This is a genomic window from Comamonas humi, assembly GCF_054782535.1.
In genome coordinates this window covers 20,073-41,384 of record NZ_BAAGSH010000006.1, presented here as the reverse complement: position 1 = coordinate 41,384, position 21,312 = coordinate 20,073, and the positions used below count along the sequence as shown (strand labels likewise).

Annotated in this window: 17 protein-coding genes; 7 read left to right on the top strand and 10 right to left on the bottom strand. The window is 69.2% G+C overall.

Annotated features, from left to right (window positions below; genetic code table 11):
- Window positions 1-111: 111 nt before the first annotated feature.
- Window positions 112-1,020 (bottom strand): LysR substrate-binding domain-containing protein, encoded by a 909-nt coding sequence (locus ACYVKR_RS07105; RefSeq protein WP_460480117.1) that lies wholly within the window; start codon window positions 1,018-1,020, stop codon window positions 112-114.
- Between the two features lie 115 nt (window positions 1,021-1,135).
- On the opposite strand from ACYVKR_RS07105, the gene ACYVKR_RS07100 reads away from it, so the two are divergent.
- On the top strand, window positions 1,136-2,617 hold the full coding sequence (locus tag ACYVKR_RS07100; RefSeq protein ID WP_460480116.1) for an amidase: 1,482 nt from the start codon (window positions 1,136-1,138) through the stop codon (window positions 2,615-2,617).
- A 41-nt stretch (window positions 2,618-2,658) separates the two neighbouring features.
- Window positions 2,659-3,642 (top strand): Bug family tripartite tricarboxylate transporter substrate binding protein, encoded by a 984-nt coding sequence (locus ACYVKR_RS07095; RefSeq protein WP_460480115.1) that lies wholly within the window; start codon window positions 2,659-2,661, stop codon window positions 3,640-3,642.
- Between the two features lie 98 nt (window positions 3,643-3,740).
- Here the strand turns inward: ACYVKR_RS07095 and ACYVKR_RS07090 are convergent, their stop codons facing one another.
- From ACYVKR_RS07090 to ACYVKR_RS07070, 5 genes are all read right to left on the bottom strand, one after another.
- Window positions 3,741-4,130 carry a nuclear transport factor 2 family protein gene (locus ACYVKR_RS07090; RefSeq protein WP_460480114.1) on the bottom strand — a complete coding sequence of 130 codons (390 nt, stop codon included), beginning with the start codon at window positions 4,128-4,130 and terminating at the stop codon, window positions 3,741-3,743.
- 112 nt (window positions 4,131-4,242) lie between these two features.
- Window positions 4,243-5,310, bottom strand: a complete 1,068-nt coding sequence (locus ACYVKR_RS07085) for an MBL fold metallo-hydrolase (protein ID WP_460480113.1) — start codon at window positions 5,308-5,310, stop codon at window positions 4,243-4,245.
- Between the two features lie 75 nt (window positions 5,311-5,385).
- Window positions 5,386-6,384 carry a tripartite tricarboxylate transporter substrate binding protein gene (locus tag ACYVKR_RS07080; protein WP_460480112.1) on the bottom strand — a complete coding sequence of 333 codons (999 nt, stop codon included), beginning with the start codon at window positions 6,382-6,384 and terminating at the stop codon, window positions 5,386-5,388.
- 25 nt (window positions 6,385-6,409) lie between these two features.
- A complete protein-coding gene (locus ACYVKR_RS07075; protein WP_460480111.1) occupies window positions 6,410-7,588 on the bottom strand; it encodes a M20 aminoacylase family protein in 1,179 nt (392 codons plus the stop codon).
- Window positions 7,589-7,667: 79 nt separating this feature from the next.
- Window positions 7,668-8,126 (bottom strand): RidA family protein, encoded by a 459-nt coding sequence (locus ACYVKR_RS07070; RefSeq protein ID WP_460480110.1) that lies wholly within the window; start codon window positions 8,124-8,126, stop codon window positions 7,668-7,670.
- An 83-nt stretch (window positions 8,127-8,209) separates the two neighbouring features.
- Here ACYVKR_RS07070 and ACYVKR_RS07065 point away from each other — a divergent pair, with 83 nt between their 5' ends.
- From ACYVKR_RS07065 to ACYVKR_RS07055, 3 genes are all read left to right on the top strand, one after another.
- Window positions 8,210-10,777: a ComEC/Rec2 family competence protein gene (locus tag ACYVKR_RS07065; RefSeq protein ID WP_460480109.1), complete on the top strand. Its 2,568-nt coding sequence runs from the start codon at window positions 8,210-8,212 to the stop codon at window positions 10,775-10,777.
- Window positions 10,778-10,835: 58 nt separating this feature from the next.
- Window positions 10,836-12,320: a circularly permuted type 2 ATP-grasp protein gene (locus ACYVKR_RS07060; protein WP_460480108.1), complete on the top strand. Its 1,485-nt coding sequence runs from the start codon at window positions 10,836-10,838 to the stop codon at window positions 12,318-12,320.
- A gap of 81 nt (window positions 12,321-12,401) precedes the next feature.
- A complete protein-coding gene (locus ACYVKR_RS07055) occupies window positions 12,402-13,376 on the top strand; it encodes an alpha-E domain-containing protein (protein WP_460480107.1) in 975 nt (324 codons plus the stop codon).
- Between the two features lie 16 nt (window positions 13,377-13,392).
- Here ACYVKR_RS07055 and ACYVKR_RS07050 read toward each other — a convergent pair whose 3' ends face one another.
- Window positions 13,393-13,956, bottom strand: coding sequence for an ureidoglycolate lyase (locus ACYVKR_RS07050; RefSeq protein ID WP_460480106.1), 564 nt, complete (start codon window positions 13,954-13,956; stop codon window positions 13,393-13,395).
- Window positions 13,957-14,155: 199 nt separating this feature from the next.
- On the opposite strand from ACYVKR_RS07050, the gene ACYVKR_RS07045 reads away from it, so the two are divergent.
- Window positions 14,156-15,490: an MFS transporter gene (locus ACYVKR_RS07045; protein ID WP_460480105.1), complete on the top strand. Its 1,335-nt coding sequence runs from the start codon at window positions 14,156-14,158 to the stop codon at window positions 15,488-15,490.
- A gap of 64 nt (window positions 15,491-15,554) precedes the next feature.
- Window positions 15,555-16,256: a FadR/GntR family transcriptional regulator gene (locus tag ACYVKR_RS07040; protein WP_460480104.1), complete on the top strand. Its 702-nt coding sequence runs from the start codon at window positions 15,555-15,557 to the stop codon at window positions 16,254-16,256.
- A 48-nt stretch (window positions 16,257-16,304) separates the two neighbouring features.
- On the opposite strand, the gene bfr is transcribed toward ACYVKR_RS07040, so the two are convergent.
- From bfr to ACYVKR_RS07025, 3 genes are all read right to left on the bottom strand, one after another.
- Window positions 16,305-16,781 carry a ferritin-like domain-containing protein gene (gene bfr / locus ACYVKR_RS07035; RefSeq protein WP_460480103.1) on the bottom strand — a complete coding sequence of 159 codons (477 nt, stop codon included), beginning with the start codon at window positions 16,779-16,781 and terminating at the stop codon, window positions 16,305-16,307.
- 139 nt (window positions 16,782-16,920) lie between these two features.
- Window positions 16,921-19,047: a TonB-dependent siderophore receptor gene (locus tag ACYVKR_RS07030; protein ID WP_460480102.1), complete on the bottom strand. Its 2,127-nt coding sequence runs from the start codon at window positions 19,045-19,047 to the stop codon at window positions 16,921-16,923.
- Window positions 19,048-19,077: 30 nt separating this feature from the next.
- Window positions 19,078-21,240 carry a TonB-dependent siderophore receptor gene (locus ACYVKR_RS07025; RefSeq protein WP_460480101.1) on the bottom strand — a complete coding sequence of 721 codons (2,163 nt, stop codon included), beginning with the start codon at window positions 21,238-21,240 and terminating at the stop codon, window positions 19,078-19,080.
- Between the last annotated feature and the right edge of the window lie 72 nt (window positions 21,241-21,312).

Here is a 21,312-nt window from a genome sequence, read left to right as displayed (position 1 = left end):
AGTCGGGGCGTTTTCTTTGCCTACTTTCTTGCACGCGCAAGAAAGTAGGTCGCCCGCCGGGGCGAAATCCCGGCCTCTGTCGCCAAAAAAGCAGGCTTCGCTCAGCAGCCTTCACTCCCCTGGCAGCAACACCCGCAGATGCTCCAGAAAAGCCCGCACCCCCTGCGGCAGCGTGCGCCCGGTCAGCGTCTGCAGCTCGATGGCGCGGCCGTGCAGGCTGCGTTCGCGGATGGCGGCGGCGTGCAGCTGCCCGCGGCGCACATACTCGCGCACCGTCACCTCGCCGCCCAGCGACAGGCCGCCGCCGTGCAGCACGAAATGGATCAACGCCTCGAACTGGCTGCTCTCCAGCGCCGGCTCGAACAGCAGGCCGCGCTGGCCGCTGGCAATGTCGAAGAGCTGGCGCGCGGTGTTGCCGCCGTCGGGCAGCGCGATGGGGTAGGGGTGCATCTGCGCCAGCGTCAGGCTGGCGAAGCGCGCCAGCGGATGGTCGGGCCGCATGATGGCGATCACCGGCGAGACCTGGCGGTGCTGCACCGCGATGTCGCGCTCGGCCGCGCGGCTGTAGGTCAGGCCGATGTCGGCGTCGCCGTTCTGCACCGCCAGCGTCACCTCGGCCGGCGCGGCCACCTTGAGCTGGAACTGCATGCCGGGATGCCTGGCCTGGAAGAGCGCGATCGCGCGCGGCAGGAACTCGATCGCAAAGCCCGCCGAGCCGCAGACGCGGATGTGGCCGCGGCGCAGGCCCTGCAGCGCCTGGATGTCGGAGACCACGCGCTCGGCCTCGAGCGCACCGCGCCGCGCATGGGCCGCCAGCAGCTCGCCCGCCGCGCTGGGCACCATGCCGCGCGGGCGGCGCTCGAACAGCGGCACCTGCAGCAAGTCCTCGAGCGCCGCCACCTGGCGGCTCACGGCCGAGGCCGAGACATTCAGCCGCAGCGCGGCCTCGCTGACCGAGCCGCTGCGCACCACTTCCAGAAAGTAGCGCAGCGCGGTGTCCTGCAGGCGATGGGAGACCATAAGGGTAGTTGCTGATTTGCGTAAAACGCAACGATAAATCAAGAAAAAGTCGATTGCCGAAAACCGGCCTCCTGCGTATTCTGGCCGCTTTGCATCTTCTTGGATGGGAATTTCCATGGATCTGGGCTCCATTGACGCCGCATCTGCGGCCGGGCAGGCAGCGGGCGGGATTGTCGAGTTGACGGCGACCGCGTTGTCGGCTGCCATCCAGCGGCGCGAGCTGTCGTGCGCCGAGGTGCTGGAGGCCTACTGGGCGCAGATCGACCGGCTCAACCCGCGCGTCAACGCGCTGGTGGCGCCCATGGAGCGCGAGCCGCTGCGCGCGCAGGCCAGTGCGCTGGACGCCGAGCTGGCGCGTGGCCACAGCCGCGGGCCGCTGCACGGCTTTCCGCAGGCGCCCAAGGACATCTCGCCGGCGGCCGGCATGGTCACCACCAAGGGCTCGCCGATCTTCGCGGGCCAGGTGACGCAGAGCGACGCGGTGATCTTCGAGCGCATGCGCGCCGGCGGCGCGCTGTTTGTGGCGCGCAGCAATTCGCCGGAGTTCGGCCTGGGCGGCCATACCTACAACCCTATCTACGGCACCACGCGCAATGCCTTCGACCCCACGCGCTCGGCCGGCGGCAGCAGCGGCGGCGCCGGCGTGGCCGTGGCGCTGCACATGCTGCCGGTGGCCGACGGCTCGGACATGATGGGCTCGCTGCGCACGCCGGCGGCGTTCAACAACGTCTACGGCCTGCGCACCTCGGTGGGCTGCGTGCCGCACGGGCCGGGCGACGAGGTGTTCTTCCAGCAGTTCAGCGTGGCCGGGCCGATGGCGCGCAACATCCCCGACCTGGCGCTGCTGCTGTCGGTGCAGGCGGGGTTCGACGCGCGGCTGCCGCTCACGCGGCGCGGCGAGGGCACGCAGGACTGGGGCGGAGCGCTGGCGCGCGACTTCCGCGGCACGCGCATCGGCTGGCTGGGCGACCTGGGCGGACACCTGCCCACCGAGCCGGGCGTGCTCGACGTCTGCCGCGCGGCGCTCAAGGCCTTCACCGACATCGGCTGCACGGTCGACGAGGTGCTGCCGCCGTTCGACCTGGAGCAGCTGTGGCGCGCCTGGATCGACCTGCGCAGCTTCAGCGTGGCTGGCGCCAATGCGGCGCTGTACGACGACCCGGCCAAGCGTGCCTTGCTCAAGCCCGAGGCCGTGTGGGAGATGGAGCGCGGCCGCGCGCTGTCGGCCATGGACATCTACGCCGCCGCCCGGGTGCGCAGCGCCTGGTACGAGGTGCTGCGCCGCTTGTTCGAGACCTACGACTTCCTCATCCTGCCCGCGGCCCAGGTCTTCCCCTTCGACGCGGAGCTGGACTGGCCCAAGGCCGTGGACGGGCGCGCCATGGACACCTACCACCGCTGGATGCAGACCGTGGTGCCCGCCACCATGGCCGGCCTGCCGGCGCTGGCCGCACCTGCAGGCTTCGGCGCGCAGGGGCTGCCGGCGGGGCTGCAGATCATCGGCCCGGCGCAGGCCGACCTGGCCGTGCTGCAGATCGGCCATGCCTACGACCAGGCCAGCGGCCATGCGCGCGTGGCGAGCCCGCTGCTGGCCTGACGCCTTTTCCCCACAAGATCTCTTCCTCAGGAGCTTTCACCATGGCCATGTCCCGTGCCCGATTCCTCGCCAGCCTGGCGGCCGGCGCCGCCGCGCTGGCGCTGCAGCCGGCCCTTGCGCAGCAGCACTATCCCGACCATCCGGTCCGGCTGGTCGTGCCGTTCGCGCCCGGCGGCGCCACCGATATCCTGGGCCGGCTGCTGGCCACCTCGCTGGGCGAGAAGCTGGGCCAGCCGGTGATCGTGGACAACCGGCCCGGCGCCGGCACGTCCGTGGGGGCCGCGCTGGTCGCCAAGGCGCAGCCCGACGGCTACACGCTGCTGCTGGGCGCCGGCTCGACGCTGACCATGAACCCGGTGGTGCGCAAGACGCTGCCCTACGATCCGCAGCGCGGCTTCACCATGCTGGGCGTGGTGGCCGACATGGGCCTGGTGCTGGTGGCCAGCAACGAGGTGAAGGCGAATTCGCTGCAGGAGCTGGTCGCCCAGTCCAAGGCCGCGCCGGACAAGTTCTCGTACGGCTCCTACGGCACGGCGTCGTCGGTGCATTTCGCGGGCGAGCTGCTCAAGACCACCACCGGCCTGAACATGCTGCACGTGCCTTTCAACGGCAGCGCCCCCAGCCTGACGGCGCTGATGGGCGGCCAGGTGCAACTGGCGGTGGACACGGTGGTGGCGACGACGCCGCTGATCAAGGCCGGCAAGATCAAGCCGATCGCCGCGCTGGGCGCGCAGCGCCTGGGCCTGCTGCCGCAGGTGCCCACGGTGGCCGAGAGCGGCTTCCCGGGCTTCGACATGAGCACCTGGTTCACCTTCCTGGCGCCGGCCGGCCTGCCCGCGCCGGTGCAGAAGAAACTGGAGCAGGCGCTGGCCGACGTGATGGCCGCGCCCGAGATGCAGCGCAAGCTGCTGGATACCGGCCTGACGCCCGCCTGGGGCCCGGGCAGCGCGCTGCGCGAGCGCGTGGCGCGCGAGTTGCCGCTGATGCGCGACGTGGCGCAGCGGGCGCATATCCAGGCGGAGTGAGTGCGCCCAGGTCTATCCTGGATGTACTATCAAAAAAATAGCGGATGACGCTTGTATGGTAAGCGCTAGCCGCTATTTTTATCTGAACTTTACGGGGCTCAGGCCACCTGGGCGTGGAAGGCCTTGTTGGCGATCTTCCAGCCCTGCTCGGTCTTGAGCAGCACGAAGTAGTCGGTGAAGGTGATGTTGCCATGCACCAGCGTGACCTTGGCGCTGGCGGCCGTGCCCACGATGTCCATCGTGTCGATGGTGCGGCGGCGGGTGGCCTCGTCGGCGGCCGGCGTGTTCTTGAAGCGCTGGCAGTAGGTGTCCACGTCCCACGAGGTCAGCGGGCCTTCGCGCACGCTCTCGAGCCGCGCGGTGGGCATGAAGGCGGCGCGCATGTGCGCGGCGTTGTCCTCGGCATGGCCGCGCATGTACAGCTCGAGTGGCACGCGCACGGCGGCTTCTTCGGGGTGGTCGGTCAGGCGGGCGGGGGTGTTGCTCATGCGGTGTCTCCAGGATGGGTCTGCACGCGGCAGGCGTGCGCGGGGCCGATGGTAGTGCGCGCCGGCGCCGCCATTAGCGCCATTGCGGTCATCATTGCTTAACGCGGCTTTTTTACCGCAGGTTTTTCCACCACAGCGCGTTGCTGCGCGCCTGGCCCACCGTCAGCACCTCGCCGATCTCGGGCGTGGCGAGCGCGAAGCCGTGCTGGCCGGCCAGGTCTGCGAGGCGGTCCAGCGGATCGCGCCAGGCGTGGAAGGCCAGCGAGAAGGTGCTGTTGTGCACGCTGTACAGCAGCTGGCCGCGCACGTCCTCGAAGGCGCGCACGGTCTCCTCGGGCGTCATGTGGACCGAGGGCCACCAGGGGTCGTAGGCGCCGTTTTCCATCAGCGCGATGTCGAAGGGGCCGAGCTGCCGGCCGATCTCGGCAAAGCCCGGGAAGTAGCCCGAGTCGCCGCTGTAGAAGATGCGCTGGCCGCCGGCCTGTAAGGCCCACGAGGCCCAGAGCGTGCTGTCGCGGTCGCTCAGGCTCCGGCCCGAGAAGTGCTGCGACGGCGTGGCGGTGAGGCGCACGCCGGCATGCTCGGCCTCCTGCCACCAGTCCAGCTCGGTGATGCGCTCGGGCGCCACGCCCATCTCGCGCAGACGCGCGCCCACGGCCAGCGGCACGAAGTAGCGCTCGACCTTGCCCAGCAGGTACTCGATGGTGGGGCGGTCGAGGTGGTCGTAGTGGTCGTGCGACAGCACCAGGCCGGTGATCGGCGGCAGCTCGGCCAGCGCGATGGGCGGCGCGTGGAAGCGCTTGGGGCCGATGAAGCTGAACGGCGACACGCGCTCGCCGAACACCGGGTCGATCAGCCAGTAGCCGCCCTGCAGCTTGAGGAGGTGCGAGGAATGGCCCAGCCGCGCGAGGTGGTTGGCATCGCCGGGCAGGGCGTCGAGCTGGGTGCGGGTGAGCGGCCGCACCGGAATGGCATCGACGGGCTGGGTGCCGCTCTTGTCGCCGAACAGGAAGCGCCACCAGATGCGCGCGCCGCCCTGGGTGGGGCGCGCATCGGGGTTGGGCAGGTTGTGGAAGCGCTGGTCCTGCGCCGAGTACTGGGCCGAGGCCTGGTAGCGGGCCAGGTCCGCGTCGCCGGCCGGGGTGGCGCAGCTGGCAAGGGCGCAGGTGGATGCAACCATCCAGCCGCTGCGCAGGCGTTTGAAAGTCGACGGCATAGCGGCGCAGTGTAGTGCGCGGCAAATGCCTTGGTGCCATCAGGCCCTTGGCTGGCGCCCCACGCTGCGGATCAGGTCGGCGGCCCGCTTGTACTGGGTGTTGAAGCTGTCGTCGGCCTGTTGCTGCGTAGCGATGGGGCTGGCCACGTTGCGGCCTTCCTGCTCCAGCTTGGAGCGTATCTCGGGGTTGGCCAGGGCCTCGCCAATGGCCTTGCGCAGCACGGCCATGCGCTCGGGGGGCGTGCCCACCTTCACGAAGTATCCGCCGGCAATGGTGTATTCGAAATCCGGCACCAGCTTGCTTTGCGAGATCAGCGCAATGTGCTTGAGCGGCGCGGGCAGGACTTTGGCAAAGCTGCTGAGGATCTTCAGCCGGCCCTGCTGTTGCATGCCTTCGAAGCTGGCCTGGTAGGGCAGGATGGCGAAATCAACCTGGCCGCCGGCCAGATCCTGCAAGGCGGGGGCCGCGCCCTTGTAAGGGACGTGCAGGAAGGGCAGGCCGAGCCGCGCGGCCAGGGAGTCGCCCATCAGGTGGTACATCGAGTCGATGCCCACCGTGCCGTAGGTCAGCGGCTTGCCCTGGTGCTGCTTGGCATAGGCGAGGAACTCATCCAGCGTCTGCGCGGGAATGCCGTTGCGCACCAGCAGCATGATGTTGGCTTCGCTGATGGGGGCGACCAGCGCAAAGTCCTGCGGCTTGTAGCGTGCGGCGGTGTTGAGCATGGGCGTCAGGAAGACGTCGGCAGCCCCGCCGTGGAAGAAGGTGTAGCCGTCCGCGGGTGCGCTCAGCACCTTGCCGGCGCCGATCAGGCCGGTGCCGCCGCCGTAGTTCTCGACGACAACCTGCTGCTTGACGCTCTTGCCGATGGACTCGGCGAAGATGCGCGCCGACACATCGCTGGCGCCGCCGGCAGGGTAGGGCACCACCAGCGACAGCGGCTTGGCGGGAAAGGCATCGTTGGCCCAGGCGGGCAGGCTGGCGACGGCGGCGGCAGCGCCGCCGTATTGCAGGAGTTGGCGACGGTTCAGTGCTTGCATGGCGGGAAACGGATGGTGAAAAGGGTCAGGCGAGATAGCTTTGGGTCAGGTGCACCCAGAAGGCGGCACCCAGGGGCAAGGCCTTGTCGTTGAAGTCGTACAGCGGGTTGTGCACCATGCAGCCGCCGTCCTCGCCCACGCCGTTGCCCAGCCGGATGTAGGCGCCGGGGCGGTGTTCCAGCATGTAGGCGAAGTCCTCGCTGCCCATGGTGGGCTGGCGCTCCAGCACATGCTCCTCGCCCACCAGGCGGACGGCGGCCTGGCGCGCATATTCGGTCTGCGCCGGGTGGTTGACCAGCACCGGGTACTTGCGCTCGTAGTGGATCTCGCACTGCAGCTGGTAGCTCTGGGCCTGGCCGGTGATGAATTCGCGGATGCGCTTCTCGACCAGGGTGCGCGTCTGGGGATCGAGCGTGCGCACGCCGATCTTCAGCACCGCGCTCTCGGGCACGATGTTGTAGACCTCGCCGGCCTGGATGGAGCCGACGGTGATGACGGCGCTCTTGAGCGCGTCGATCTCGCGGCTGACGATGGACTGCAGGCCCAGCGTGATGCTGGCCGCGCACTGCATGGAGTCGATGCCATGGTGCGGCATGGCGCCGTGGGCGCTGCGCCCGCGCAGCGTGACGGTGACCTTGTCGAACGAAGCCATCGCCGGGCCGGGGCTGATGGCCAGCTTGCCCACCGGCAGGCCGGGCGCGTTGTGCAGCGCGTAGACCTCGTCGCAGGGGAACTGCTCGAACAGGCCTTCGTCGACCATGCGCATCGCGCCGCCCTCGTTCTCCTCGGCGGGCTGGAAAATCAGGTTCAGCGTGCCGTCGAAGTCGGCCTGCGCCAGGTACTTGGCGGCGCACAGCAGGATGGCGGTGTGCCCGTCGTGGCCGCAGGCGTGCATCTTGCCGGTGATGGTGCTGGCGTAGCCCAGGCCGGTCTTCTCCTGGATGGGCAGCGCGTCCATGTCGGCGCGGATGCCCAGGGCCTTGGTGCCGCTGCCCTTCTTCATCGTGCCGACCACGCCGGTCACGCCCAGGCCGCGGTGCACCTCGTAGCCCCAGGAGGCCAGCCGCTCGGCGACGAGGTCGCTGGTCTGGCGCTCCTCGAAGGCGAGTTCGGGGTGGGCGTGGATCTTGTGGCGGATGTCGACGCATTCGGGCGCGACGGCCCGCACGGAATCCAGCAGTGCTTGGAGAGGGGAATGGCTCATAGATCGTGTTGCTAACAGTGCAGAGCCATTCTAGAAATCGCCTGGGGGGCGGCTTGTCCCTGCCGGGACAAACGCGGGTTTACGCCAGTTCGGCGACCAGGTCGATCTCCACGCAGGCGCCCATGGGCACCTGGGCCACGCCGAAGGCGCTGCGGGCATGGGTGCCGTTCTCGCCGAAGACCTCGGCCAGCAGCTCGCTGCAGCCGTTGGTGACCAGGTGCTGCTCGGTGAAGTCGGCCGTGCTGTTGACCAGGCTCATCACCTTGACGATGCGGCGGATGCGGTTCAGGTTGCCGCCGGTGGCGTGCTCCAGCGTGCCGAGCAGGTCGATGGCGATGGCGCGCGCGGCCTGCTTGCCTTCGTCGGTCGTGAGGTTGCGGCCCAGTTGGCCGGCCCAGACCTTGCCGTCCTTCTTGGCGATGTGGCCGCTCAGGAACAACAGGTTGCCGGTCTGCACGTAGGGCACGTAGGCGGCGGCGGGAATGGCGACGGGAGGCAGGGTGATGTTCAGGGCTTGGAGTCGGTCGTAAACGCTCATGGCTGTCTCTAGGAGGTGGATGGAAAAGTGCTTGCCGAGTGTGGCACAAAACACCAGGGCGGCTGAAGCTCGTACCATGGGGCATGGGAAGAGGGTGGGGTTTCATCGAGTCGGCAATCGCGGCGGGGCCGGGGCGCCCGCGCCGGCGCCTGGCCGCGGCCCTGTGGGGCGTGCTGCTGGGCGCCGGGCTGCAGGTGGTGCAGCCGCAGCTGTCGGCGGCCGGCACCTACGCCGCGGCCTTGGCGCTGGGAGGCGTGCTGGCGTTGGTGGCCTGGAAGTGCCGTGGCCAATGGAGCGGAATGTGGTGGCTGCTGGCCGCGGCGGCCCTGGTCTGGGGATGGTCGGGGCTGCGGGCGTCGCAGCAGTGGAGCCAGCGCCTCGATCCGGCGCTCGAAGGCGTGGACATCGAGGTGCAGGGCGTGGTGGTGCAGATGCCCGTGGCCACGCCGCAGGGGCTGCGCCTGCGGCTGCAGGTGGAGTCGGCGCAGCGGCCACCCGCCGCACAGCCGGTGGCGCTGCCGCCGCTGGTCGACCTGGCGTGGTACCGCGCCTCGGCCTGGTCGCGCGGGACTGATGCCGCGCCGTTGCCCGATGTGCACGCCGGGCAGCGCTGGCGCATGGTGGTGCGGCTGCGCGCGCCGCACGGCAACCTGAATCCGCATGGCTTCGACTACGAGCAGTGGCTGTGGGAGCAGGGCGTGCAGGCCGTGGGCTATGTGCGCGAGCCTGCGCCGCAGTTGCTCGCCGCCACTGGCGCCTACCCGGTGGAGCGGCTGCGCCAGCGGGTGCGCGATGCCATGGTGGCGCGGCTGGTGCCAGCTGATCCGGTCGATCCTTCCGCGCCCGCCGCGCAGGAGCGCCAGCGCATCGCCGGCGTGCTGGTGGCCCTGGTCACCGGCGAGCAGCGCGCCATCGACCGCGAGGACTGGCGGCTGTTCCGCACCACCGGCGTGGCCCACCTGATGGCGATCTCCGGCCTGCATATCACGCTGTTTGCCTGGGTGGCCACGCTGGCCATCGGCGCGCTGTGGCGGCGCAGCGCCTGGTTGTGCCTGCGCTGGCCCGCACCCTATGCGGCCCTGGCCGGCGGCGTGCTGGCCGCGGCCGCCTATGCGGTCTTCAGCGGCTGGGGCGTGCCCGCGCAGCGCACGGTGCTGATGCTGGCCGTGGTGGTGCTGCTGCGCCTGGCCGGGCGGCAGTGGCCCTGGCATGCGACCTGGCTGCTGGCCTGCGCGGTGGTGGTGGCGGTGCAGCCGCTGGCGCTGCTGCAGGCGGGCTTCTGGCTCAGCTTTGTGGCCGTGGGGATGCTGTTTGCTTCTGATTTTGTAGCTGGTGGCGCTCGTGTATCAAGCGCTGGAGGCCATTTTTACCGAATATTCAAGGAGCAGTGGGTGGCGACGGTGGCGCTGACGCCGCTGTCGCTGCTGTTGTTCGGCCAGGTGTCGGTGGTGGGGCTGCTGGCGAATCTGCTGGCGATCCCGTGGGTGACCTGGGTGGTCACGCTGCTGGCCTTGCTGGGCACGCTGGCGCCGCCGCTGTGGGATGCGGCCGCCTGGGCCATGCAGCCGCTGGTGGCCGGGCTGCGCTGGCTGGCGCAGTGGCCTCATGCGGCCGTGTGGCTGCCGGCCGCGCCCTGGTGGGCGGCCGGCGCGGCCGTGGCCGGCGGCCTGTGGCTGGTGCTGCCGTTGCCCGCCGGCCTGCGCAGCCTGGGCCTGCCGCTGTTGCTGCCGGCGCTGTGCTGGCAGCCGCTGCGGCCGGCCGAGGGCCAGTTCCGCGTGCTGGCCCTTGATGTGGGCCAGGGCCAGGCCGTGCTGGTGCAGACGGCGCGCCACCAACTGCTCTACGACGCCGGGCCGCAGTACGGTGTGGGCAGCAACGCGGGCGACCGGCTGGTGGTGCCCACGCTGCGGGCACTGGGCGGGCCGCTCGATGCGCTGCTGCTCAGCCATGCCGACACCGACCACACCGGCGGCGCCGAGGCCGTCATCACGCAGCTCGCGCCCGCGCAGGTGCTGGGCTCGCTGCCGCCTATGCTGGAGGCGCGTTACCGGGCGCTGCTGCCGGCGGGCGGGACGTACCGGTCCTGCGTGGCCGGCATGGCCTGGGATTGGGACGGCGTGCGGTTTTCCGTGCTCCATCCTTTCGCCGAGGCGCCGGTGGACGAGGCGGCGCGGCCGGGCGGGCGCGAAAGCACCAATGCGCGCAGCTGCGTGCTGCGGGTGCAGGCCTCCGCTGCCGATGGTGGCAAGGGTGCGGTGGCTTTGCTGGCTGGCGACCTGGAAAGGCCGCAAGAGCTGCAACTGGTGCAGCGCAGCCCCGAGCCGTTGGCAGCCGACCTGCTGACGGCGCCGCACCATGGCAGCAAGACCTCGTCGAGCGCGCCCTTCCTGCAGGCCGTGTCGCCCCGGCTGGCGGTGGCGCAGGCCGGCTACCGCAACCGCTTCGGGCATCCGGCCGCGGAAGTGGCCGAGCGCTACCGCGCGCAGGGCATACCGCTGGCGGTGAGCGATGCCTGCGGTGCGCTGGCCTGGGAGTCCGCCGCGCCGGCTTCATGGCGGTGCGAGCGCGAGGCCAGCCGGCATTTCTGGCGGCACGACGTGCACCGCAATGGTGCGGCGGCTGGGGCCGTCCAGGGCGTAGAGGCTTGGTAGAAGCGATAGCCGGAACCGGGCCTGGAACTTGCTATCCTGACCATGAAAGGAAGCGCCCATGGCCCGATACGATGAGATGTACGAAACGCTGCCGATCGAAGGCAGCAATGTGCGGCCCCACTACCAGCAGTATGCGCAATGGCTGGCCAAGCAGCCGCTGGAGTCCATGCAGGCGCGCCGCGCCGAAGCCGAGCTGATCTTTCGCCGCGTGGGCATCACGTTCGCGGTCTATGGTGAGAAGGACGAGGACGGCTCGGGCACCGAGCGCCTGATCCCGTTCGACCTGATCCCGCGCATCATCTCCGCCCCCGAGTGGGCGCGCATGCAGCAGGGCCTGGTGCAGCGGGTCACGGCGCTCAACCGCTTCATCCACGACGTCTACCATGGCCAGGAGATCCTCAAGGCCGGCATCGTGCCGCGCGACCTGGTGCTGGACAACAGCCAATACCGGCCCGAGATGCAGGGCGTGAACGTGCCGCTCGACGTCTACGCGCACATCGCCGGCATCGACATCGTGCGCGCCGCGAACAGCGATGGCAGCGGCGAATACTACGTGCTGGAGGACAACCTGCGCGTGCCCTCGGGCGTGTCATACATGCTGGAGAACCGCCGCATGATGATGCGCCTGTTCCCCAGCCTGTTCGGCAGCCACGCGGTGGCGCCGGTGGCCCACTACCCCGACCTGCTGCTCGACACGCTGCGCGCCAGCGCCCCGGCGCACACGGCCGCCAACCCGACGGTGGTGGTGCTCACGCCCGGCATGTACAACAGCGCCTATTTCGAGCATGCCTTCCTCGCGCAGCAGATGGGCGTGGAGCTGGTGGAAGGGCAGGATCTGGTGGTGAAGGGCGACGTGGTCTACATGCGCACCACACAAGGCCTGCAGCGGGTGGACGTGATCTACCGCCGCGTGGACGACGACTTCCTCGATCCACGGGTGTTCCGCCCCACGTCCACGCTGGGCTGCGCCGGGCTCATGCAGGCCTACCGCGCGGGCAACATCGCCATCTGCAATGCGGTGGGCACCGGCGTGGCCGACGACAAGTCGGTCTACCCCTATGTGCCGGACATGATCCGCTTCTACCTGGGCGAGGAGGCCATCCTCAAGAACGTGCCCACCTGGATCTGCCGCAAGCCCGACGACCTGGCGTATGTGCTCGCGCACCTCGACGAGCTGGTCGTCAAGGAGGTGCATGGCGCCGGCGGCTACGGCATGCTGATCGGCCCGGCCTCGACCAAGGCCCAGATCGAGGACTTCCGCGCGGCGCTGCTGGCCAACCCGGCCGGCTACATCGCGCAGCCCACGCTCAGCCTCTCGAGCAGCCCCACCTATGTGGAAAGCGGCATCGCGCCGCGCCATATTGACCTGCGCCCCTTCGTGCTCAGCGGCAAGGAGGTGCAGATGGTGGCCGGCGGGCTGACGCGCGTGGCCCTGAAGGAGGGCTCGCTGGTGGTCAACTCGTCGCAGGGCGGCGGCACCAAGGACACCTGGGTGCTGCGCGGGCCCGACGACCCGCTGCCCCCGGGCATGGTGGACCAGTAAGCCCAGGTTCTGGCGCGATGTCGATGTATGTATGGGAGTCCGGCCCGAGGGGCGGGACTCCATAGCCGAGGAAGTCTTTTTATGCTGAGCCGTACCGCAGACCATTTGTTCTGGATGTCCCGCTACACCGAGCGGGCAGAGAACACCGCCCGCATGCTGAACGTGAGCTACGAGACCTCGATGCTGCCCCAGTCGCAGGAGGCGGCGACCAAGGCCTGGGAGAGCGTGCTGTCGATCAGCGAGCTGCTGCCCGCCTACTACCAGCGCCATGCGCAGATCACCCGCGACGGCGTGCTGCACTTCATGGTGCGCGACGAGACCAATCCCTCGTCCATCGTCTGCTGCCTGCAGGGCGCGCGCGAGAATGCCCGCGCCGTGCGCGGCGCGCTCACCACCGAGGTGTGGGAGACGCAGAACAGCACCTGGCTGGTGCTGTTGCGCTACCTGCGCGAAAAGCGGTTCGAGAACGACCCCGGCCAGTTCTTCGAATGGGTCAAGCACCGCTCGCACGTCTCGCGCGGCGTGGTGCAGGGCACCATGCTGCAGGACGACGCCTTCAATTTCGTGCGCCTGGGCACCTTCCTGGAGCGGGCGGACAACACCGCGCGGCTGCTGGATGTGCGCTTCCATGCCATCACCAGCGAATACCACGGCGGGCAACTTGCCGTGCCGAATGGCCGCAACGCGGCGCCGTTCGACTTCTACCACTGGAGCGCGATCCTGCGCAGCGTGTCGGCCTTCGAGGTCTACCGCAAGGTCTACCGCAACGTGATCACGCCTGCGCGCGTGGCCGAGATGTTGATCCTGCGGCGCGACATGCCGCGCTCGCTGCACGCGAGCATGGGCGAGGTGGTGCAGAACCTGGAGCTGGTCGCCAACAAGCACTCGGCGGAAACGCAGCGCCAGGCGGGCCTGCTGCTGTCCGAGCTGAGGTACGGCCGCATCGACGAGATCCTGGAGACGGGGCTGCACGCCTTCCTCACGCGCTTCCTCGATCGCGTCAACAACCTGGGCGCGGGCATCAGCCGCGACTTCCTGGCGATGGCCGACGACTAGGGCCTGTTCCCCGGCCTTAGCCGGCGTCCGGCAGCTCCAGCAGCACGCCGGAGCCGTCGCCGATAGGCAGCACATCGCAGTTGTCGCCGGGGCCCCCCCGGTCGACGACGAGGAAGCGTGCCGGCGCCTCCAGCGCGATCAATGAGTGGTGCCACACGCCGCGGCGGTAGTTCACGCCCTGGCGGCCGTCGGTGATGAAGGCGCGCAGGTCGCCGGGCTCCACCGACTCTCCCACGGGCGCCACCACCACGATGAAGGGCTGTGCCTCCAGCGGCACGAAGGCCTGGCTGCCCAGCGGGTGGCGCTCCATTTCCTTCAGCAGCAGCGGCAGCGCGTAGGGCAGCGCGTGGAACAGGTTAATCAGCGCATGACCCTCGGCGCCGCCGGTGTCCACGCGGGCCAGCGCGTGGTAGCGCTCGGTCATGCCGTTGTTGATGGGGATGGGCGCATGGCCCGCGCTGTCGATCACCTCGCCGAAGTCGGCAAAGGCCTGGGCCGTCAGGGGCTGCACGCGCAGGCGGTGGGTGGCGGCGGCGGGCTGCGCCGCGCCACCAGGGGCATTTTCCAGGGCGGTATTCATACAGGGAGTCTCGTTCGTGTTTTTAACTGGTATGACCAGTATGTTTTGTTATGAGCAGGATGTCAAATCGCAATGCCGCCTGATCTAGGGTAAATGCGAGTGCATGAGAAGCCATTCTCGATTATGGTTTGATCCATTAATTCATACCGGTCATACCAGTTGATTTCATCACGCAAACCCTCCAGCCCAAGGACTCCCGATGTCTTCCCTTTCCTCCACCTCTGATGCCGCCGTGCCGGCGGCCACACTGGCCGGCGAAACCCCCGCCGAGGCCGCCGTCTACCGCAAGGTCGCCTGGCGCCTGCTGCCCTTCATCATGGCCTGCTATGTGGCGGCCTACCTGGACCGCGTCAACGTGGGCTTTGCCAAGCTGCACATGCTGGCCGACCTGCAGTTCAGCGAGGCCATGTACGGCCTGGGTGCCGGGCTGTTCTTCATCGGCTACTTCTTCTTCGAGGTGCCCAGCAACATGCTGATGCACCGCATCGGTGCCAAGGCCACGATTGCCCGCATCATGATCATGTGGAGCCTGATCTCGGCGGCCATGATGTTCGTGAGTACGCCCACGCAGTTCTACGTGCTGCGCTTCCTGCTGGGTGCGGCCGAGGCGGGCTTCTACCCCGGCATGATTTTGTACATGACCTACTGGTTCCCTTCGTACCGGCGCGCGCGCATGGTGGCGCTGTTCATGTGCGCGATTCCGGTCTCGGGCATCGTGGGCGGGCCGCTGTCGGGCGGCATCATGGACCTGATGCAGGGCGTCGCCGGCCTGCGCGGCTGGCAGTGGCTGTTCCTGATCGAGGCCGTGCCCTCGCTGTTGCTGGGCCTGGCCGTGCTCTGGTACCTGGACAACAATATCCGCAGCGCAAACTGGCTCAATGAATCCGAGAAAGTGCTGCTCGAGCGCAACATCGCCCGCGAGAACGCCAGCAAGGCCGACAGCCACATGACGCTGCGTGCGCTGTTCGCCGACCCCCGCATCATCAAGATGGCCATGATCTGCTTCTGCACGGTGATGGGCCAGTACGGCCTGACCTTCTGGCTGCCCTCGCTGATCCGCCAGTCGGGCGTGGAAGGCGCCTTCCGCGTCGGCCTGCTGACGGCCGTGCCCTTCCTGGTGGCCGTGGTGTCGATGAACCTGGTCAGCCGCAGCTCGGACCGCATGCGCGAGCGCCGCTGGCACCTGATCGTGCCGTTCTGCGTGGGCGCGCTGGGGCTCACGCTGTCGGCCGTGTTCAGCGGCAACGTCTACCTGTCGCTGGCGGCGCTGGCACTGGCCGCGGGCGGCAGCCTCGCGACCTCGCCGCTGTTCTGGAGCCTGCCAACGGCCATCCTGTCGAGTGCCGGCGCGGCTGCAGGCATTGCGCTGATCAACTCCTTCGCCAACCTGGCCGGCTTCATCAGCCCCTACATGATCGGCCTGATCAAGGATGCGACCCAGAGCACCAACGCGGCCATGTTCGTGCTGGCCGGCGTGCTGCTGTTCGGCGCCTTCCTGACCTATACCGTGCCGGCCAAGCTGGTCAACAAGTAGCGTGCGGGGCGGCGCGGAGTCGGTAAGATGGCGCGCATTGCCTCCCGATGACCGACCCTGCCGCATGGAATCTCCCGCCACCTCCACCGTCGCCGTTGCCAGCCAGGCCGCCCGCCTGATCCGCGAGTGGATCGAGGCCGGGACCTACCCGGTGGGCTCGCTGCTGCCGTCGCAGCGCGACCTGTCGGAGCAGCTGGGCATCAGCCGCACCTCGCTGCGCGAGGCCCTGTCCACGCTGCAGGGCCTGGGGCTGGTGGTGGCGCGGCCCGGCAAGGGCATGTACGTGACCGAGGCGCCCGAAGCACCGGCCGGCGAGGCCTGGCGCTTTGCCGACTCGCATGCGCTCACCGACGTCTACCAGTTGCGCTATGCGCTGGAAGGCTTTGCGGCGCGGCTCGCGGCCCTGGTGGTGCAGCCCGAGGACCTGGCCGCGCTGCAGGCCAACCTGCAATCCATGCAGCAGTGCATCGAGGCCACGGACTTCGTGCAGGCCAGCCGGCTCGACTTCGACTTTCACCTGCAGATCGCCACCATCTCGGGCAACCATGCGATCGCCGACGTGCTGCGCGGCAGCGGCGAGGTTATGCAGGAGAGCCAGCGCCTGCCGTTCTACAAGCGCGGCGCGCGCCACGCCACCTGCGAGGAGCACGCGGCCATCATCGACGGCCTTGCCCAGGGCCGACCCGAACTGGCGCAGCAGGCCATGGCCACGCACATCGTGCAGGCGGCGCAGCGCGCCGGGGTGCACTTTCCCACCGGGCTGTAGCCCATAAAAAAACGGGCCGAGGCCCGTTTTTCTTTGGTGCGAGTGGCCTTACTCGGACTCGCCCATCTGCGACTGCAGGTAGTTCTGCAGGCCGACCTTGTCGATCAGGTCGATCTGGGTTTCGAGGAAGTCGATGTGCTCTTCGGTGTCGTCCAGGATCTTCTGCAGCAGGTCGCGCGAGACATAGTCGCGCACGCTCTCGCAGTGGGCCATGCCTTCCTTGATGGTCTTCTGCGCGCCTTGCTCGGAGCGCAGGTCGCAGGCCAGGATCTCGGGCACGTCCTCGCCGACCTGCAGCTTCGCCAGGTCCTGCAGGTTAGGCAGGCCGTCGAGCATGAAGATGCGGTCCATCAGCCAGTCGGCGTGCTTCATCTCGCCGATGGACTCCTCGTATTCCTTCTTGGCCAGCTTGTCGAAGCCCCAGTGCTTGAGCATGCGGTAGTGCAGGAAGTACTGGTTGATCGCGGTCAGCTCGTTCTTGAGCTGGGCCTGCAGGTAGCTGATGACTTTCGGGTCGCCTTTCATCGGGGGCTCCTTCTTCTATCGGTTCACGGATCAGGGCATTGTGCAGCCAACGCCTCGATTCACCAAACCGACATGCGGGGAACCCCCAATCCCGCGCTCTGCTTGCGTTTAAGGTTGAGACAGATTCGCAATCAACCAACTAGAACGCATAGTCCAGCGATACGTACAGCGAGCGCGGCTCGCCCGGCGTGACCGAGGCGAAGCCGGCGGCGGTGGTCGCCGCGTCGACGTAGTAGCGCCGGTTGGCGGCGTTCTTCAGGTTGGCCTGCAGGCGCACGCCGTTGGCGAACTGGTAGCCCGCGGCCAGCTCGAGCACGGTGTAGCCGGGCAGCAGCCAGCGGTTGTCGTTGGCGGTGTACTTGCTGCCCTGGTTCACCAGGCCGCCGCCCAGCCACAGCCCCGGCAGCTGCGCCAGGCGGTACTGCGTCCACAGCGAGGCCGTGCGTTTGGTGGCCAGCGCGACGCGGTTGCCGACGTTGGCTCCCGCCGTGGTGTCGGCCAGCACCTGCGGATCGAGGAAGCTGGCCTGCGCCGTGATGCTCCAGGCCGGCGTGATGCGCCCCTGAGCCTCGAGCTCGATGCCCTTGATGCGCTGGCGCGCGGTCAGCACCGAGTAGCCGGGGTGCTGCGGGTCGCTGGCCGGCGCGTTCGTCAGCTCCAGGTCGAAGGCCGACACGGTGGTCAGCAGGCGCTGGTTCAGCCATTCCTGCTTCCAGCCGATCTCGATCTGCCGGCCCTCGGACGGCGGCGCGGCCCGGTCGCCATACAGCAGCGTGCCGGCATTGGCCTGGAATGAGCGCGCGTGGCTGACATACAGCAGCGTGCCCGGCGCGGGCTGCCAGCTCAGCGCGATGCTGGGCTGGGTCTTGCCGAGATCGGTCACCGGCTGGGTATAGGCGTCCTTGAGGCTGTCGCGGCGCAGGCCCAGCAGCAGGCCGAAGTCGCCCCACTGCATGCGGTCCTGCACGAAGAAGCCGGTGTTGCGCGTGTCCGATGCCACGGCCGCCTGGCCGGTGGCGGCCACGGGCGGCGCGATGCCGGTGACCGGCTGGTACAGGTCGACGGCGGGCAGGCTGCCCGTGCCGCGCATGCCGTAGGTGCCTTCGATGGTGCGCCAGTCGGCGCCCGCGAGCAGCGTGTGCTGCACCGGGCCGGTGCGCACCTGGGCGCGCAGCTCGGCCAGCGCGGTGTCGGAGACGTAGTTCTGGTTCGGCGCCAGCCAGTAGCTGCGGGCCACCCGGCCGTTGGTGACGGGGCCGATGGGGTAGACCATGTTCACGTTGCGGAAGGTCTCGTTGCGCGACAGGTAGACGCGGCCTTCGAGCTGGTCCGAGAAGCGGTGCTGCAGCTCGGTGGAGTAAAAGCGCAGATGCCCGTCGGTCTTGAGCCAGGGCTCGCCGTAGAAGGCGCCCACCGGCAGCACGTCGGCGCTGCGCGGGTTCTTCGGGTCGGGCACGGCCAGGCCCACGGTGGAGACGCCCGAGAGGCTCTGGTACTCGGCCTGGCCGCGCCAGCGCGTGGCGGGGGTGATCTGCCACTCCAGGCTGGCGGCCAGCCCCTGCTTGCGCGGCGTGTTGCCATCGACGAAGCTGCCGCCGCGACTGGCGCCGCCGTCCAGCCGGTAGCGCAGCGTGCCGTCGGCGTTCAGCGGGCCGGTGAAGTCGAAGGCGGCATTCTTCCAGCCGTGGCTGCCCACGCCGGCCTTGACGCTGCGCAGCACCTCGGCCTGCGGCTGCTTGCTGATGTAGTTGATGAGGCCGCCGGGCGCCACCTGGCCGAACTCCAGCGCCGCCGGGCCCTTGATGACTTCCACGCGCTCGATGTTGAACAGCGGCGGATCGAGCAGGTGGATGAACTTGGCCCCGTCGCGCAGGTAGTTGTAGGTGTTGTTGGCCCACAGCCCGCGGATGGCGAACTGCGAGTACGAGCCGGCGTACTCGCTGCGCGACGAGACGCCCGAGGCGTTGCGCAGCACGTCGCGCTCGGTGGTGGCCTGCTGCTGCTCGAGCAGGGCGCCGTCGATCACGCTGACCGAGCGCGGCGTTTCGAGCACCGACAGCCCCAGGCGCGAGCTGGCCTGCGCGCGCCGCGCGGGCGCGGCGGAGGGCGTGTCCGTGGCGCTGCCGACGACATCCACCTGCTTGAGGGTGACGGACTCGGTCTCGGGCGTGGCGGTGGACTGGGCGGTGGCGCTGCCGCACAGCAGGCAGAGGGCGGCGTGGGCGATGGCGGTGCGGGCCGGGTGTGGCCGGGGGGCGTGTTGCATGGTATCGGTTGGTTGGTTGGACACCGCTGTTCAGAAGCGGTAGGTGCCCGTCATCGAGAAGGTGCGGCGCTGGCCGTAGAAGCAGTCGCCGCGCGACAGGCACTGGGTGATCTGCACCTTGTCGGCGAGGTTGGCCACGTTGAAGGCCAGGCGCCAGTCGCCCGCGTCGTAGGCCGCCATCGCGTCGAGCAAGGTGGAGGCCGGCGTGTCGATCAGCGGCGAGCCGCTCCACTGCGAGCCGGTGTAGCGCAGGCCGGCGCCAATGCTCCAGCCGCCGCGGCCGGCGCTGGCGAAGCGGTGCGTGAGCCAGGCCGATGCGGTGTGGCGCGGCACGCCGGCCACGCGCTGGCCCTGGTCGCCGGCGTTGCTGCGCGAGATGACCGCATCGGTGTAGGCATAGGCCAGCGTGGCGTCCCAGTGGCGGGCCAGGCTGGCGGTGAGTTCGGTCTCGAAGCCGTTGACCTTCACTTCGCCAAGCTGCAGGCTGTTGAGCGGGTTGGCCGGGTCGTTGGTCTTGCGGTTCTTCTCGCGCAGCGTGTAGACGGCCGCGAAGGCCGAGATGCCGCGGCCCGGCGGCTGCCACTTGACGCCGGCCTCCCACTGCTGGCCGCGCTGGGGTTTGAAGGGGGTGCCGTACACGTCCACGCCGCCCAGCGGCTGGAAGGATTCCGAGTAGCCCGCATAGGGCGCCCAGCCGCCGTCCAGCTGGTAGGTCACGCCGGCGCGCTTGGTCCAGGCGCTGTCGTCCGCGGCGGCGGCGGGCCGGCCCTCGGTGTCGGTCTTGGCGCGGTCGTGGCGCAGGCCGAGCGTGGCGGTCCAGCGGCCCCACTTGATCTGGTCCTGCGCGTAGAAGCCGAGCTGGCGCTGCTCCACGTCGGGCAGGCGGCTCAGCTGCGCGGCGGTGGGCGGCGTGAAGTTGCCGTACACGGGCTGGTAGACATCGATGGCGGGCGCCACCGCGCGCCAGCTCGACTGGCTGGTCTGGTTGCGCTGCAGGTCCAGGCCGGCGAGCAGGGTGTGCTCGGCGCCAGCCGCGTGGATGCGGCCTTCGAGCTGGGTGTCCACCAGCAGCATGCGGCCGCCATTGAGCTGCCAGACCGCGTCGCGCAACACGGTGCGGTTGTCTGCGTTGAAGACCGGGCGCGCCGGGCGGCCCAGCGCGGGGTTGGCGGTGAAGCTGGTGTAGATGGTGCGGTAGTCCACGCTGCTGACGGTGCGGCGCAGGTTCTGGCGCAGCGTCCAGTCGGCGTTGAGCCTGTGGCTGAAGAGGTAGCCCCAGGAACGGTTCTCGGTGTCGTAGGCGTCCCAGCCCGGCTCGCCGATGAAGGTGCTGGTGGGGATCTGCCCATAGGGGCTGGCCAGGCGCGTGCCCTGCCACGGGAAGAAGCCGATCAGCGAGCCGCTCAGGTCCTTCTGGTAGAGCGCCTGCAGCGTGAGCGAGGTGTCGGCGCCGGGCTTCCAGGTGAGCGAGGGCATGAACACCCGGCGGTCGTCGTTCACGTGGTCGACCTGGGTGTTGCTGTCGCGGCCCACGGCCACCAGGCGGTAGAGCCACTGGCCGTCCTGCGTCAGCGGGCCGCTCAGGTCGGCCGCGAGCTGCTTGCGTCCGTGGCTGCCGAGCTGGAACTGCACCTCGCGCAGCGGCTCGGCCTGCGGGCGCTTGCTGGTGAGGTTGAGCACCCCGCCCACGCTGCCCTGGCCGTACAGCACCGACGAGGGGCCGCGCAGGAACTCGACGCGCTCCAGCGTGTACGGGTCGGGCCGCGAGGTGTTGTAGGTGCCGTAGCTGCGCAGCAGCCCGTCCTGGTACTGGCTGACGGTGCCGCCGCGCGCGGAGAAGCTGTCGACGCGGCTGTCGAAGTAGTTCGACACCACGCCGGCCGTGTAGGCCGTGGTCTGGCGCAGCGTCTGCACGCCTTGGGCCTCCATCTGGTCGCGGGTGACGACGCTGATGGCCTGCGGCGTCTCGATCAGCGGCGTGTCGGTCTTGGTGGCCGAGGTGGCGCGCCGGGCGGTGAAGCCGATCACCGGGCCGTGGGGGTTCTCGGCGTGGGCATCGGCGTTCACGGTGACGGGGGCGAGCGTGGCTTCGGCCACCGCCGGAGTGCCGGCGTTCTGGGCCTGGGCGGCGCCGCACAGCGCCAGCAGGGCGGCATGGGCGATGGTGCTGCGGGGCAGGAGGGGAAAGAGCATTGTGCTATTGATTAAGTAGCTATCAGCGCTTGCTGTGCAAGCGCTGGAGGCTGATTTGGCTTGAAGTGGAGC